Source organism: Thiocystis violacea (assembly GCF_016583565.1).
GTDB classification, from domain to species: domain Bacteria; phylum Pseudomonadota; class Gammaproteobacteria; order Chromatiales; family Chromatiaceae; genus Thiorhodococcus; species Thiorhodococcus violaceus_A.
Genome location: NZ_NRRF01000039.1, coordinates 15,044 through 29,904 on the forward strand (window position 1 = coordinate 15,044; position 14,861 = coordinate 29,904).

At 65.9% G+C, this 14,861-nt stretch carries 14 protein-coding genes; 5 read left to right on the plus strand and 9 right to left on the minus strand.

Annotation, left to right across the window (positions count from 1 at the left end):
* Positions 1-285: 285 nt before the first annotated feature.
* Positions 286-1,161: a monofunctional biosynthetic peptidoglycan transglycosylase gene (mtgA, locus tag CKO23_RS15430; protein ID WP_200332712.1), complete on the plus strand. Its 876-nt coding sequence runs from the start codon at positions 286-288 to the stop codon at positions 1,159-1,161.
* A gap of 63 nt (positions 1,162-1,224) precedes the next feature.
* Here the strand turns inward: mtgA and CKO23_RS15435 are convergent, their stop codons facing one another.
* The 3 genes from CKO23_RS15435 to CKO23_RS15445 form a co-directional block, all read right to left on the minus strand.
* The gene (locus CKO23_RS15435; RefSeq protein WP_200332713.1) at positions 1,225-1,725 is read right to left on the minus strand and encodes a DUF4124 domain-containing protein; all 501 of its coding nucleotides are present in this window, start codon (positions 1,723-1,725) and stop codon (positions 1,225-1,227) included.
* Positions 1,726-1,847: 122 nt separating this feature from the next.
* Positions 1,848-2,903 (minus strand): 3-deoxy-7-phosphoheptulonate synthase, encoded by a 1,056-nt coding sequence (locus CKO23_RS15440; protein ID WP_200332714.1) that lies wholly within the window; start codon positions 2,901-2,903, stop codon positions 1,848-1,850.
* A gap of 249 nt (positions 2,904-3,152) precedes the next feature.
* Positions 3,153-3,752, minus strand: coding sequence for a histidine phosphatase family protein (locus CKO23_RS15445; RefSeq protein WP_200332715.1), 600 nt, complete (start codon positions 3,750-3,752; stop codon positions 3,153-3,155).
* 98 nt (positions 3,753-3,850) lie between these two features.
* Here CKO23_RS15445 and CKO23_RS15450 point away from each other — a divergent pair, with 98 nt between their 5' ends.
* The 3 genes from CKO23_RS15450 to CKO23_RS15460 all read left to right on the plus strand — a co-directional run bounded on the left by CKO23_RS15450 (position 3,851) and on the right by CKO23_RS15460 (position 5,327).
* A complete protein-coding gene (locus CKO23_RS15450; protein WP_200332716.1) occupies positions 3,851-4,153 on the plus strand; it encodes a hypothetical protein in 303 nt (100 codons plus the stop codon).
* A 27-nt stretch (positions 4,154-4,180) separates the two neighbouring features.
* The gene (locus CKO23_RS15455; RefSeq protein ID WP_200332717.1) at positions 4,181-4,645 is read left to right on the plus strand and encodes a hypothetical protein; all 465 of its coding nucleotides are present in this window, start codon (positions 4,181-4,183) and stop codon (positions 4,643-4,645) included.
* Positions 4,646-4,826: 181 nt separating this feature from the next.
* Positions 4,827-5,327: a bacteriohemerythrin gene (locus tag CKO23_RS15460; protein ID WP_200332718.1), complete on the plus strand. Its 501-nt coding sequence runs from the start codon at positions 4,827-4,829 to the stop codon at positions 5,325-5,327.
* Positions 5,328-5,352: 25 nt separating this feature from the next.
* On the opposite strand, the gene sdhB is transcribed toward CKO23_RS15460, so the two are convergent.
* From sdhB to CKO23_RS15475, 3 genes are read right to left on the minus strand one after another with little or no spacing between them, the layout of a single operon-like run.
* Positions 5,353-6,156: a succinate dehydrogenase iron-sulfur subunit gene (gene sdhB / locus CKO23_RS15465; protein ID WP_200332719.1), complete on the minus strand. Its 804-nt coding sequence runs from the start codon at positions 6,154-6,156 to the stop codon at positions 5,353-5,355.
* On the minus strand, positions 6,153-8,039 hold the full coding sequence (gene sdhA / locus CKO23_RS15470) for a succinate dehydrogenase (quinone) flavoprotein subunit (RefSeq protein WP_200332720.1): 1,887 nt from the start codon (positions 8,037-8,039) through the stop codon (positions 6,153-6,155). Before sdhA ends, sdhB begins: the two co-directional genes overlap by 4 nt.
* A complete protein-coding gene (locus CKO23_RS15475; protein WP_200332721.1) occupies positions 8,036-8,668 on the minus strand; it encodes a succinate dehydrogenase in 633 nt (210 codons plus the stop codon). The genes sdhA and CKO23_RS15475 overlap by 4 nt, the downstream gene beginning before the upstream one ends.
* 548 nt (positions 8,669-9,216) lie before the next feature.
* On the opposite strand from CKO23_RS15475, the gene CKO23_RS15480 reads away from it, so the two are divergent.
* Entirely contained in the window at positions 9,217-9,852 is a 636-nt protein-coding gene (locus CKO23_RS15480) for a PilZ domain-containing protein (RefSeq protein ID WP_200332722.1), read from the plus strand.
* 7 nt (positions 9,853-9,859) lie between these two features.
* Here CKO23_RS15480 and CKO23_RS15485 read toward each other — a convergent pair whose 3' ends face one another.
* The 3 genes from CKO23_RS15485 to CKO23_RS15495 form a co-directional block, all read right to left on the minus strand.
* Positions 9,860-10,969, minus strand: a complete 1,110-nt coding sequence (locus tag CKO23_RS15485; protein ID WP_200332723.1) for a phosphotransferase enzyme family protein — start codon at positions 10,967-10,969, stop codon at positions 9,860-9,862.
* Between the two features lie 13 nt (positions 10,970-10,982).
* Positions 10,983-13,199 carry a RelA/SpoT family protein gene (locus CKO23_RS15490; protein ID WP_200332724.1) on the minus strand — a complete coding sequence of 739 codons (2,217 nt, stop codon included), beginning with the start codon at positions 13,197-13,199 and terminating at the stop codon, positions 10,983-10,985.
* Between the two features lie 191 nt (positions 13,200-13,390).
* Positions 13,391-14,620 carry a DUF1015 domain-containing protein gene (locus tag CKO23_RS15495; RefSeq protein ID WP_200332725.1) on the minus strand — a complete coding sequence of 410 codons (1,230 nt, stop codon included), beginning with the start codon at positions 14,618-14,620 and terminating at the stop codon, positions 13,391-13,393.
* Positions 14,621-14,861: the final 241 nt, after the last annotated feature.

Below are 14,861 nucleotides of genomic sequence, written 5' to 3' on the forward strand. Positions count from 1 at the left end.
TAGGATAATCTCCAGGCAGGGGGCTGCCCCAGCCGCTTTCCCGCCAACTCACCTCCACCTTAGGCGGCTCCCATCCTTTGCGGATGCAGCCGCGAGGGGCTCGGGCGAGGTCGGCTGGCACCTCTTGCTGTTTTGTTGCCCGTCACCCGCGAGGCGCTTGGCCCACTGCAACCCTGGGATCGGCAAGTGCCGGGTTTCCAGCCGCTGGTCGCTGGCGACCGGACGCTGACGGCCCCGTTCAGAGTGAAATTCCGTTGGAGATCGTCGAAAGGTTCCGTGTCGCCAATGACTGAGATCGGAGCGTCCGGTGGACATGAGGATCTGGTGCCGCCCTGTTCGCCTTCGATCGAGCATCCGGCGAGCACGCCCGCGCTTGGCGGACCGGACGCCATTGACCAGCCGTTCGCCGGGCTTGCAGAGCCGGCAGGCGTCAGGCGTTGGCTCGGGGGCCTCGATGCCGCGCGGCTGGCGTCGAGACTTTGGCGCTGGGCGCTGGGGGTTGCGATCTTCTGCGTCTTATCGAGTGCGGCACTGGTCATCGTGCTGCGTTGGGTGGATCCGCCTGCCTCCGCCTTCATGCTGCAGCATGCCCTCAACCTCAGGCAATTCGATCAGCCGCCGCCGTACTACCAGCACGCGTGGATCCCCTGGAAGCGCATCCCGAACAGCATCCGGCTGGCGGCGATCGCGGGTGAGGATCAGCGCTTTCCGAGCCACCTGGGGCTGGACCTGATCGAGATCCGGCACGCCCTGTCGGCCTACCTCTCGGGCGGGCGTCTGCGCGGGGCGAGCACCATTACGCAGCAGACCGCGAAGAACCTCTTTCTCTGGCCGGGATCCGGCTGGGGGCGCAAGCTGGCAGAGGGTTGGCTCACCCTGCTGATGGAGGTGCTCTGGCCGAAGGAGCGCATTCTCGAGGTCTATCTCAACATCGCGCAATTCAGTCCTCGCACTTACGGAATCGAGTCCACCAGCCAACGCTTCTTCCAGCATTCGGCGAGTGAGCTGACGCCCGACGAGTCGGCGCTCATGATCGCGGTGCTCCCCGCGCCAGGCAACTACTCCCTGGAACATCCCTCCGAGCGACTTCAGCGTCGCGCGGCCTGGATCCGCGACCAGACCAGACGGCTGGGCGGAACGCGCTATCTCGACCGACTCTAGCCTCAGGTCGGCTCTCCCAGTCGGCTCGCTGGCAGGTGGCCGTCGCCGCAAGGGCATCGCGCATCAGTCGCAATAGCGATCGACCAGCGCCGCGTGATAGGCAAGCTTGCTATCGTTGTAGTCCTTCTGCGTGCGCGTGCGGTAGCCCTTCATCACCTTTTCCTTCCACTTGGCGACTTCCGCGCGGTGTTTCGCGCACTTGGCCCGGTCGGGCTCTTTGTCCGAGTCCGCCGCCGCGCGTCTCGCGGCGGCCTCGCTCGCCTGTCTGGCCTTGAGGCGTGCTCCGTTCAGCCGCTCGCGCTCGGCGCGCATCTGGGCGGCCTGGCTGCCGATGGAGTATTTCTGCCCCGAGGCGGCGCCGTCAGAGCCGTCTGGCCCGCGGATGTCCACGGCAAACGCCTCGACGTCGGCGTGCCCGCCACAGGCCGTTTGCTGGTAGATGATCCGGCCGTTGGGCTGTTGGCACTTGTAAAGCTCGGCGCGCGCCTGTGGCGCGATGAGCACGGTGACGACAAGCAGCCCAAGGATCCGGGAGCCAGAGGGGCGGAGGCCGGAGTGCGACATGGTTCATCTCCAAGTTGTGCTCGATGGGCGAGCGCGAGGGTCGATTCGCCGCGCGAGAATCGGACCCCGTGGAGATACGAACCATAGCCAAAACAACGATGAGTGTGCAAACGGCCTTTCGATCAGCAGCAGGCGCGCCGTCGAGCACAGGCCTCGGCGAGCTCGCGCAGCAGGGGCTCGGTATCGTCCCAGCCCAAACAGGCGTCCGTGATGCTCTGGCCGAAGATGAGGTCGTCGGGCGCGCCGGCGTTCTGCCGCCCGGCGATCAGGTGGCTCTCGATCATGGCGCCGATGATGCGCCTGTCACCCCGGGCGATCTGACCGGAGACGTCCTGCGAGATGCGGATCTGCTTCTCGGGCTTCTTGCCGCTGTTGGCGTGGCTGAAATCGATCATGATCTTGGGCGTCAAACCCGCGTCGGCAATCTGCTCCGCGGCGATGTTCACGCTCTCGGTATCGTAGTTTGGACGCTGGCCGCCGCGCAGGATCACATGGGTATCCACGTTTCCCGTGGTACTGAAGATGGCGGACTGGCCAGCCTTGGTGACGGACATAAAGACATGCGGGCGCGCCGCGGCATGAATGGCGTCGATCGCGACCTTGACGTCGCCATTGGTCGCGTTCTTGAAGCCGATCGGGCAGGAGAGCCCGGATGCCAGCTCGCGGTGACCTTGGCTCTCCGTGGTGCGGGCACCGATGGCGCCCCAGCTGACTTGGTCGGCGATGTACTGCGGACTGATGAGATCGAGGAATTCGGTGCCGGCCGGGATGCCCATCTCGTTGAGGTCGAGCAGCAGCTTGCGGGCGACGCCGAGCCCCTTGTTGATCTCGAAACTGCCGTCCAGGTTGGGGTCGTTGATGAGTCCCTTCCAGCCAACCGTGGTGCGCGGCTTTTCGAAGTAGACCCGCATGACCAGGAGCAAGTCCTGACGCAGCTCCTCCCGCAAGGGTTTGAGCCGACGGGCATACTCCAGGGCGGCGTCGGGGTTGTGGACCGAGCAGGGCCCCACCACGACCAGCAGCCGGTCATCGTTGCCGTGCAAGATGCGCTGGATCTCGTGACGGGTGTCGTAGACGGTATCGGCCGCCGCGTCCGAGAGGGGATACTCTCGATGGAGGGCGTCGGGTGAGCGGACTTCGGTGATTTCGCGGATGCGCAGGTCGTCGGTACGGTGCATGGGCTAGGCGCTGGAGCGGTTCGGAAAACCCTGAAGTATAAACCGAAGGCGGCTACCGCCTCACGGTCGCAAGAGGTCAAGCTCAGGGAGCAGTCTCCGCGTTCCCGCAGCTGGCCGACGACTCGGTTGCTCGGCGGCCGGAGGATTCGACCGGCAGCCCATCCGATCTGCTCCGCATCGTAGATCAGGCTCAAGGCGAAGAACCGGCGCGCGCGATCGGCCGGTCGATCCGGTGTGCCGAGATGAGTCTCAGGCCAGCCGATGCCGGTTGAAGAACTCCAGACTTGGACCGAACCGATCCTCGCGAATGCGGGTGAGCCCCGCATAGTCGACGCGCAGCCGATACCAGCCCTTGGGCTCGGCGCCCAGGACGTGCCCGACGACCGCGCGGGTAACGCCCGCGTGGCAGACGATCAGCAGCCGGCGGCCAGGGTAGGCGGCGAGCTGGCGTGCGTAGGCGGCCGCGATGCGCGCGAGGAAGGCGTCCAGTGGCTCGGCCCCTGGCGGACGGCAACCGACTGGATCCCGATAGAAGGCGGCGTACCGCTGCGGCTCGGCGGCCTCCACCTGCGCGTGCGAGCGGCCTTCCCAGGCACCCATGCCGACTTCGAGAAAGCCTGGGTCGACCGCCAGAGGCAGCTGGTGGCGCCCCGCCAGCTCGCGGGCGAAGGCGTGGCAGCGCTGCATGGGCGAGCTGATGACCTGGTCCCAAGGCGCGTCGTCGCCGACGGCCTGCCACATCTGCCGCCAGCCGGTCGGCGAGAGGGGGTCGTCCGCGCCGTTGCCGCGATAGCGGCGTCCGCCGACGGGTTCGCCGTGGCGGATGAGGTCGATCAGGGTGTCTTGCATGCGTCCTTTCCTTGAGGCTGTGACGAAAGGCGCGTATTTAAGCAGGTTGAGGCGCGAGCGGGTCAACCCAGTATCAGCAGTCCAGAGTGAGTTACACCATGAAATCTAAAGTCTACGAAGGGATCCACAAGCAGGAAGGCGGCGCCATGACGCCAACGGCCAATATCATCCGCGATGCATGGGTGTTCGGGATCATCCCGGAGGAGGAGACGTGCGAGGGCTGGACCATTCAAGGCATCGACGCCCTCTATGACAAGGTCAGCGATGCCTGGCAGCCCTTTGGTCATCTGGCGTCGAATCTGCCGCCGGAGCTGCGTGAGCGTCATGCGCGCATTTATGCGGCGGCCGTGGATCAGGCGCGCGCCGCCGGGTGGGATCCTCAGCTGGGGGACGAAGACTGAATCGGGTCGCGCGACCCCGGAGCGTGCATGTCCAGCTATTTCGTCAAAGAGACCTTCTTCAGACCGGACGAGGTGGTCGCGCGCGAGTCCAGCAATCTGCCCGCGAGCATCCACAACCGCCTGCGTCTGTTGCTGAAACGCTCGGATGGCGCAAGCGTCTTCGTGCCGATCCGGGTCATGCAGTATCTGGCGGTCGTCGAGTCGAGCGAGATCGTCTTCGTCGACGCCCAGGGCGGCTATGCCTACCACGACGGGCAGGGTGGGCGGCTGATTCGCCTCGCCTGGCGCCCGAGCGTCGATCGCGAGTCGCTCGACGCCCCTGTTCCTTGTGAAATGGTCTACTATTATGGAGATCTGCGCGCGGTGCAGCGAAGGCTGCTCGCAGAGATGGGTCCGGCACTGGATCGCCTGCTCGACAAGCAGCGCGGTCAAGCGATCGGGGAATGGCAAGGACGCGTCGTCCCGTTTCGGCGATCACCCGCGTCAGGCTAGTTGAGCCTGGCCTGGACCTCGGGATTCAGCTGTATCGCCGCCGATTGCCGGTATCCTGACGGACGGAATCGACTAAAACCTGAGCGCGGGATGGCGCCTTTCCAATCTGACCGAAAACGGGTGCTTCAGGCACCACCAACAATACCATCGGACCGCAAGAGTCCGGGATATGGAGGATTTCATGCCCAAACTTCTGACTTGGCGAGAGGAGTGGTCTCTGCATATCGAGGCACTGGACCGAGACCATCGTGCCCTGATCGAGCAGCTCGGCGACATCTGCATCCGCTTTTGCCCTCAGGCATCGCGCGGTCGGTCCGGAGATGCCAACGCCTTGATCAATGCCCTGACCGCTCTCGGCGAGGCGATGCGCGAGCATTTCCAGCGTGAAGAGGACTTCATGCGTGCGTTCGATTACGACGGCGTCGGCGAACACCGCAGCGAGCACGCCATCCTGATGGCCGAGTACACCGCCATGCTGCGCGATTGGCGGGCGGAGGGGTTGCACGTCTTCGATGAGACCATTCAGGGCATCGTGCGAGACTGGCTGCTGGCCCACATCCTGGGGGCCGATCGGGCCTTCGCCGAGACCTATTTCCGCCTCTGCGGCCGTGATGACGAGGCCGACCAGCAGCAGACCATGGCCCTCTACCAATCCAGCTACCGCCTGTCGTTACCCAAATAGCGCGGGTACCCCCCAGTCCATCGCCCTACCCAAGTAGATCCCGCAACGCCTGCAGCGTCGTCTGACGACCCAGCTCACCGATGGCGGTCGTCAGCGGGATCGCCTTGGGGCAGACCCTCACGCAGTTCTGCGCATTGCCACAGTCACTGAGCCCACCCTCGCCCATGATGGCGTGCAGCCGATCGACCCTGTCGTAGCGGCCAGTGGGGTGCGCGTTCATGAGCCGAACCTGGGCCAGCGGCGCCGGTCCGACGAAGTCCGCGTGCGGGCCGAACTGGGGGCAGGCGGCCATGCAGCAGCCGCAGCTCATGCAGCGGCTGTAGAGGTAGTTGGCGGCCCACTCGGCCTGCGAGGTGCGTGGGGCCGGCGCATGGGTGTCCCAGGCGCCGTCGATCTGGATCCATGCCTTCACCTGGGCGAGCGTCCGATCCATCCGCGAACGATCCACGACCAGATCGCGCACGACCGGAAACTTGGGCAGCGGCTCAAGCGCGATGGGCTGTGCCAGGCTGTCGACCAAGGCCGAGCAGGCGGGTCTGGGGACGCCGTTGACGAGCATGGCGCAGGAGCCGCAGACCTCTTCCATACAGTTGCGCTCCCAGGCGACGGGCTCGACGCGCTCACCGGCGATTGTCACCGGGTCGGCGCGCAGGACGAGCAGCGCCGAGACGACGTTGTGGTCCGGCTGGTAGGGAATGGCGAAGTCCTGCCAATAGGGCCGGCTTTCGGGTCGGTCCTGGCGGCGGATCCTGAGGTGGATGCGGTCGGGTTCGGCCTTTCCGGCTGACGGCTCGGGTTCGGACGCGGCAGTGCGATGTTGTCGGCTCATCGATAGTCCCGAGGGTTGGTGGGCTGATAGAGGCTGGTATCCACCTCCTCGAAGCGGATGCTGGTGCCCTCGGGCGTCTGCTCGGCGATGGTGGTCTTCAGCCAGCGCGCGTTATTGGCTTGCCAGTCTGCGCGGTAGTCCTCGAATTCCGGGTCGCCGGGGAATTTACCCTCCGGGAGGGGGCGCTCGAATTCGGGCTTGTAGTGGGCGCCGCGGCATTCGTCACGCGCGAGCGCACTCCTGGTGACCACTGTCGCGAGCCGGATCATGTCACGCAGCTGGCGGGCGAAGGACAGGGATTGATTCGTCCACGCCTTGGCGTCGCCCAGCCGGATGCGGTCCAGGCGCGTGTCGAGCGTCTGCAACTCCTCCAGGGCGACCTCCAACTCCGGATTGCTGCGGACCACGCCAACCTTGGCCGTCATCAGCTCGCCCAGCGCGCGGTGAATCTGGAAGGGATTCTCGGGACCCTCGCTGCGCATGAGTCCGGCATTCAGCGACGCCTGCTCCTGGATCGCCCGCTCGACCTCGGTCGGACTCAGCGTGGCCCGGTCAGCGCCGAGCCCCTTGAGATAACAGACGGCCGATTCGCCCGCGACGCGCCCCGAAAAGCTCGCGGAGAGCAGCGAGTTGGCGCCGAGCCGATTCGCGCCATGATAGGCGTAGTCACACTCACCGCAGGCATAGAGACCGGGGATGTTGGTCGCGTGGTTGCGCGGACTCTCCGCGCGCATGCCGCCGCTGTCGTCGCGCTCGAAGTCGACCCAGAGTCCGCCCATGGGGTAGTGGGCCGCGGGAAAGATCTCCATCGGCTCGTCGAGCGGGTCGACCCCGGCGAACTTGCGGTAGATATCCAGGATGGCACCAAGCCGGGTCGAGACGAAGTGGCGGTCCAGGTGCGTCAGATCGAGATAGACGCGGTCCGTGCCGCGCACGCCCAGACCCAGCTGCCGGGTGACGTGCCAGATGGCCCGCGAGGCTTCGTCGCGTGCCACCGTGTTGCCATAGGAGGGGAAGAACTCCTCAAGGACATAGAAGCGTTCCGACTCGGGGATGGCCTTGGGCGCGCGGCGTTCCGCCGGATTGCGCGGCACCCAGATCCGTCCGCCTTCCCCACGGGCGGCCTCGCTCATCAGCCGGGTCTTGTCGCGCCCGATCATGGCCGTTGGATGGAACTGGAAGAACTCGGCGTTGGCGAAGCGCGCACCTTGTCGGTAGCAGCGGCTGGCGGCGGCACCCGTGCAGGCGGTGGAGGTCGTGGTGTTGGGCGCGTAGATCTGACCGAAGCCGCCGGTTGCCAGGATCACGACCTCCGCGCGGAAGGCGCGCACCTCCAGGCTGCGCAGGTCCATGGCCAGGATGCCGTGGCAAATCCCGTCGGCGTCCTTGATCAGCTCCAGGAATTCCCACCACTCGTGCTTGGTCACCTGACCCAGGGACTCCAGCCGGCGGACCTGCTGATCCACACCGTAGAGCAGCTGCTGGCCGGTGCTGGCGCCGGCGAAGCAGGTGCGCTTGTGCTTGACGCCACCGAAGAGGCGCTGATCGAGCAACCCCTCGGGCGTGCGGGAGAAGGTCACGCCCATGCGGTCGAAGGTGCGGATGAGGCCGGGCGCGCTCTCGCACATGCTTTTGATGGGCGGCTGGTTGGCGAGGTATTCGCCGCCCTTGATGGTGTCGATGATGTGCTGCCGCACCGAGTCGCTCTGGCCCTTGGTATCCAGCACCGCATTGATGCCGCCCTGGGCGCAGACCGAGTGGCTGCGTTTGACCTCGAAGAGCGAAAAGAGCTGCACCGGAAAGCCGGCGTCCGCAATCCTCAGGGTTGCCCAGAGCCCGCCGAGCCCGCCGCCGATCACGATGGCGCCAGGTGCGGCCGTCATGGCAGGAACCCCAGCAGTCCCTGGATGCCGATGGCGGCGAGGACGAGGCCGAAGGTGAGGCAGCCATAGCCGAAGATCCGTTGCGCTTGGACCGATGCCGTGAGACCCCAGACGATCCCCATGGTCGCCAGCCCGTTGGCGAGGTGGAAGACGGAGAGCAGCAGTCCGGCCGCGTAGAGGCCGAGCATCCAGGGCTCGGAGAGCAGCGCTTGCATGTGGCCATAGAGGTCCGCGCGGATCGCTGGTTGCCAGAGGCCCTGAATCCGCGTGGTGCCGACATGCACGAGGAGAAAGAGCAGGATGCCGACCCCGGAGACGCGCTGCAGGCCGTAGAGCCAGTTCCTGGCATAGGGATAGCGCCTGGGCTCCAGGCGCATCTGGGGCAAGATCAGGAGCCCGTAGCCGGCGTGAAAGGCGAGTGGGAGGGCGATCACCAGGAGCTCGATCACCGTCAGATAGTTCATGCCTTGCAGGAAGGCGACGACCTCGCCGTTGTAGTGCGCCGCTCCGAATCGGGATTGGGAGTTCTCCCAGAGATGGAAGACCAGGAAGGCGCCGACCGGCACCAGGCCGAGCAGCGAGTGCAGCCGTCTCAGCAGAAAATGTGAATTCTCGATCGAGGCGGTCATGGCGGCTCGTGACGGCTTGAGACCTCGCCAGCATAGCGGGGCACGGGCGCGCCGTCCCTGACAAGGCTCAGTCCATCGGTGGATGGCGTGGCACAGATGAAAGTGCGTGATGGGCGCGAACCCGTCGTCTCGCTACTTGTCTGAATTGTCAGCCATACTTGATACTTGGCGGGTACCGCGGTTCGGCGCCTGCAGATCTTTCGAGGGATGGGCAGTCGCGCGAGGGGCGGATACCATGCCTGGGTGCCTCCTTTCTGACGACCTGGCGAGATAAGGCAATTTCCGGAAATGATCTTACCCACATAGATCCGGATCGGTAGGATGGGCAACGTCCGCGCTCTGGGCTCGCGCCCAAGCTCGACGCCAGACGGACGTGCCCATCTTGCAAGACGCCGAGCTGGGATGATGGGCACGCCCCGCGACCCTCGGCACTCCGAAAGCAGCGCATCGCCAGGGCTTTGCCCATCCTACGGGATCGGAACCGCGGGTCTGTTTTTTTCCCGGAAATCGCCTAACGATCTGGCGACTTAACGATCTGGTGACTTCTTGTGGCATCACGCAGTAAGGAGATCCTTTCCTCCGAGGAGCTGGACTACATCCAGCAACTCTTCGCCCAGCCGGAGCACGAGCCGGAGGAGGTCGGTGGGTGGCTGCGCGTCTCCGAGGATGCCGCCGGCCTGATCGAAGCCTTCTCCGACAGCCCGCGAATCGAGCTGCAGGCGGGCTGGCAAGGCCATCGGCTGCGCTTCCCGCTCAAGCCGCGCGCGCGCGTGGATACCGGCGAGATGACCCTCGAGGTCGGCATCCCGGAGATCCTGGAAGGCGGCGAGCGCTCGCGCAGCTGGCGGGTGTCGTCCGCGAGCGACGACGAGATGCAACTGGTGGATCAGAGCGGTCTGCTGGAGCGTCCGCGCGTAGTGAACCTGTCCTACACCGGCATGGCGATCGAGCAGCCGGCCGATCATATTCCGAACCTGAGTCAGCCGCTGACGGATCTCCGGCTGGTTCTGCCCGGTGAGGCCGAATTCGTCCGCCTGCTCGGCTATGTGGTACGGCACACCCAGCTCGACGACAAACGGGTTCAGCTCGGCATCTGTTTCGAGCCGCTGGAGGACAATACCAAGGATCTGCTTGGGCGCTACATCCTGCGTCGGCACAAGGAGTTGCAAGCGTCCGCCCAGTAGGGCCGCGTCATCTGCCGTCCCCGCCGAAGACCTCCTCGATCATGCTCCGCAGCGATGGCTCCTTGGCTTCGATGTCCGCGACCAGTGCAAGCTGGATGCGTGCCTTGAGCAGGTTCTGACCTGGGTAGTCGATGCGGAAGTAGCGGTTGCCGTCGAGATGATCGGTCAGGAACCGCAGTCCGAGTTCAAAGGGCACCGAGCGAATCGCGTCGTAGAGGCTGGCGATGTCCCCGGCGCCGAGCAGTCCGCGGGTCTCCGCGGCGTAACCCCGCAGAATGCCTTCGCAGATCTCCAGGTCGAAATGCGTGTCGCCTGGATCCGGCGCACCCTCGCCGCCGCGGTTGCAGCAGGAGCGCAGGCAGTCCCCCAGGTCGTGCTGCGGGAGTCCTGGCTGGATGGTGTCCAGATCGATGAGCGCCAGGGCTTTGGGGCTGCCCGTGGAGAAGAGGATATTGTCGAGCTTGGGATCGCCGTGCGTGATGCGCCGCCGGATCCGTCCCACGCGCTCCGCACCGGCCAGCAGGCCCGCCAGGTCCCGGTGTTGATCGACGAATGCCAGCGGCTCCTCGGCCTCACCGATTGCGTTTTGATGCCTCCGCTCGGACGCCGTCTGCTCCAGCCGCCGCAGATAGGCGGGCGTATCGTGGAACCCCGGCAGCGAGACGCCGAAACGCGCGACCGGTAAGGCTGCGGTGACGCGATGGAAGGCGCCGAGCACCCGACCGACCTCCTGGGCCTCCTCCGCGCTCTCGATCCCCGCCAGATTCCTGGCGTCCGGGATCAGCTCCATCATCCGCCAGAGCGCGCCCGCCTGATCGCGTGCGAAGGCGACGCCATCGCCGGTGAGGACGATGTGCGGGATGCGCAGACCACCCGCGTCGGCATCGGCCAGCAGTTCGCTGAGCGCGAGCAGATTGGCCATGATCTGCTCGGGGTGCGGAAAGACCTCGCCGTTGATGCGTTGAAGCACATAGCTCTCGCCGGCGGTTTCGACCCGGAAGGTGTCGTTGATCAGCCCACGCCCCAGCGGCGTGATGGCGCGCGCGGGCTTGTCCGTTTCGAACCTGGCCGCGATGGCGTCCAGGTTCGCGGCGGTGATGTCGGCTGACCTGCTCATGCCGCCCCGCGCATCAGACTGAGCGCCTGACACTGAGCACCTCGGGCAGTTGCTGGAGCTTGCCCATGAGCCGCTCGACCTGGCCCATGTCCTTCACCTCGAGGGTGAAGCGCATGGACGCAGTGTCCGTGCTCCTCTCCGAGTGGGTGTTGACTCCCACCACGTCCACGTCGTCGTCCGAGAAGATGGAGGTGACGTCGCGCAGCAGCCCCTTGCGGTCGGAGGCGATGACCAGGAGGTCGACCGGGTAGCTGGACTCGGTCGGCTGGTCGGCCCAGCGCACCTGGATCAGCCGTTCGGCCTCGTCGGCCGGCAGGTGACGCACATTGCTGCAGCTTTTGCGGTGGATGGTCACGCCGCGCCCTCGGGTCACGAAGCCGATGATCGCGTCGTGCGGCACCGGTTTGCAGCATTGGGCCATCTGGGTCATGAGGTCGTCGACGCCCTCGACGATGACGCCGCCGCTGGATGGCTTGTGTCTGGACGGGGCGCGCGGTTTCGGCTCGGCCTCCTTCGCCTTGGCCTCTTCGGACTTGGGCTCGCCAACCTTGCGGGCAACCAGCCCCACGGCCAGATCGCCGCGCCCAATGGCCGCGAGCACGTCGTCGCCGCGCTTGAAATTGAATTTGGGCGCCAGTTCGTCCAGCTGGGGCTTCTCGACGATGCCGAGCCGGGCGATCTCGCGCTCGAGTGCGGCGCGGCCCTCGTGCAGGTGTTGGTCGAAGTGCTGCTGCTTGAACCACTGGCGCACGCGGTTGCGCGCGCGCGCCGTGGTCAGATAGCCGTGATGCGGGCTCAACCAGTCGCGGCTGGGGGCGGCGTTCTTCTGGGTCAGGATCTCGACCACGTCGCCGCTGTCGAGGCGATAGTTCAAGGGAACGATGCGGTCGTTGACCCGTGCGCCGCGGCAGCGGTTGCCGATCTCGGAGTGGATGGCATAGGCGAAATCGAGCGGCGTCGCGCCCTTGGTCAACTCGACCACCTTGGATTGGGGCGTGAGCACGTAGATATGGACCGGTTCCAGCTCCGCCTTGAAGCGTTCGACGAAGTCGGCCGCTTCGTCACCCTCGTTCTTCAGCTCCAGCCAGTTGCGCATCCAGACCACGCGGCGCTGGAAGGCGGCGTCGTGGCCCTTGGCCTCTTTGTAGGCCCAGTGGGCGGCGACACCGAATTCGGCATGGCGGTGCATGTCATAGGTGCGGATCTGCACCTCCAGCGACTTGTCCTCCGGGCCGATCACCGCCGTGTGCAGGGACTGATACAGATTGCCCTTGGGGGTGGCGATGTAGTCGTCGAACTCCTTGGGGATGTGCTTCCAGAGGCCATGCACCACGCCGAGCGCGGCATAGCAGTCCGCCACCGTGTGGACCATGATCCGCACCGCGCGCAGGTCGAAGATCTCCCCGATGTCCACGGCCTTGCGTTGCATCTTCTTCCAGATGCTGTAGATGTGCTTGGGCCGGCCGCTGATCTCGGCCTGGATACCGGCCTCGGCGAACTTCTCGCGCAGGGTCTGGATGACGGCGGCGATGTACTGCTCGCGTTCCTCGCGACGTTCGGCCAACAGTGTGGCGATGCGCTTGTAATCCTCCGGCTGGAGGTAGCGCAGCGTCAGGTCCTCCAGCTCCCATTTGACCTGCCAGATGCCCAGGCGGTTAGCGAGCGGGGCATAGATGCGCTGGGTATCACGCGCGATCTTGGTGCGGCGCGCGGGCTCCAGGTTCTTGATGGCGCGCATCAGGTGCACGCGCTCGGCGAGCACGACCAGGACGACGCGCACGTCCTCGGCGATGCCGAGCAGGAGTCGGCGCAGGTTCTCTTCGTGCTGCGGCTGGTCCTTGTCCGCGATGATGGCGTCGACGTTGGCGATCTGGCCGATACGCGCGAGGTCGCCGATCATGCGGGTGATCCCCGGCCCGAAGCGCTCCAGCAGCTGGGCCTCGGTGATGTCGCCGTGGTCGAGGCAGCCGTTGAGGAGCGCCGCGATCAGGGTCTCGTGGTCCATGCGCAGGCTGACCAGGATGTCCGCGGTGGAGACGGCGTGGCGCACATGCGTCTCGCCCGTCTCGATGTGGCGGTCGCCGTGACAGTCCGCGATCGCCTCGCAGGCCGTGGCGACCTGCGCGACCTCGTCGGCCGGATAGTGCGTCGCAAGGTTGGTCAGCCAGTGACGGATGGCGGTGCGATCGTCCGTGTCCTGGTCGGGAAGGTTGTAGTTCGGTTTCACCATGTTTAAACCTAGATCCGGCAGTTGAGCGCTCCGCGCTTTGTGTAACGCCTTGGTCGTCTTAGAGATCGAGGTTGTCTGCTGACCCACCCCGGAGGCCGTCCAACCGCCGCATCCAGGTTAAGGCCTCCGGCAGCCGGCGCCCGTCCGCTGGCGGACGTCGCCGGCTGCGAGGGTCGGATGGGTGCGCGTCGCTAGTCCAGGACGAGGCTCACGAGACCATCCGCCAGCTTGGGCTCGAACCAGGTGGATTTCGGCGGCATGACCTCGCCCGCGTCGGCGACGCTCATGAGGTCGACCATGCTTGTGGGGTACAGGGCGAAGGCGACCGCCATCTCGCCCGAGTCGACGCGCGCGACCAAGCCCTCCAGCCCACGGATGCCGCCCACGAAATCGATGCGCTCGTCGCGTCGAGGGTCGGCGATGCCCAGAATCGGGCCGATGAGATGATTCTGCAGAAGGCTCACGTCAAGTTTTGCGACAGGGTCGTCACTTGGGATGCGGCTCGGGTCCAGGTGCAGCCGGTACCAGGCGCCTTGCAGGTACATGCCAAAGCTGCCCGGCTCGCCAGGCTTCACCGGCGTCTCGGCGCGGGTGACCCTGAAGGCATCGTGCAAACGGGCCAGGAAGGCGTCCGCGCTCAGGCCGTTGAGGTCTTTGACGACGCGGTTGTAGTCGAGGATCTGCATCTGATCGTGCGGGAAGATGACGGATAGGAAGCCGCTGTCGCCCTGGTCGCCCGCCGCCGACCGGCGGTTGGCGGCGACGCGCGAAGCCGCGGCCGAGCGATGATGGCCGTCGGCGACATAGAGCGCGTCCAGCGCATCGAACGCCTGGGTGAGAAAGGCGATGTCATCGGCGCTGGCGATACACCAAAGCTCATGGCGGACGCTGTCGGCTGCCGTCACCTCAACCTCCGGCGGCGCTGCGCAGAGGCGCGCGAGCAGGTCGTCGATCGCCCTGTTGGCGCGGTAGACCAGGAAGACCGGGCCGGTCTGGGCGTCCAACGCCTCGATCTGGCGGACGCGGTCGTCCTCCTTGACGGGGCGGGTGAGCTCATGCTTCTTGATGCGGTTGCTGTCGTAGGCCCGCACCGAGGCCGCCGCGACCAAGCCGGTTTGCTGGTGATCGCCCATGGTCAGGCGGTAGGCGTAGTATCTCGGGCTCGGGTCGCGGGCCAGTACGCCAGCGGAGCGCATGCGCTCGAGGTTCTCGCGCGCCTTCGCATAGACGGCGTGCGCATAGGGATCCGAGCCCTCGGGCAGGTCGACTTCGGGCCGCGAGATGTGGAGGAAACTCCAGGGTCGCCCCTCGACCATGCGTCTGGCCTCGCTGGCGCTCATGACGTCATAGGGCGGGGCGGCGACATCGGCGGCGCGGCCGGGCGCTGGACGCAGGCCGGCGAAGGGGCTGATCAGAGACATGGAGGGCTTGCTCCTGGTTGGCTCCGCACGTCGGTGCCTTGCCGCGCGGAATGGGTCGAGCGATCGACATGGCTGGTTCGGTTGCCTGTGCTCGTGCGGTGGCGATGGTAGCAGCCGGCTCCAAGGCTGGGAAACCGGGATGTCCCCAATGGCTCCCCAGTCCATAATGGTGCCCGATGATCATGCGCCGCTTCCACCGGACTCGGGTCTGTGGATGCCCGATCCCGACCAATCGATTTCG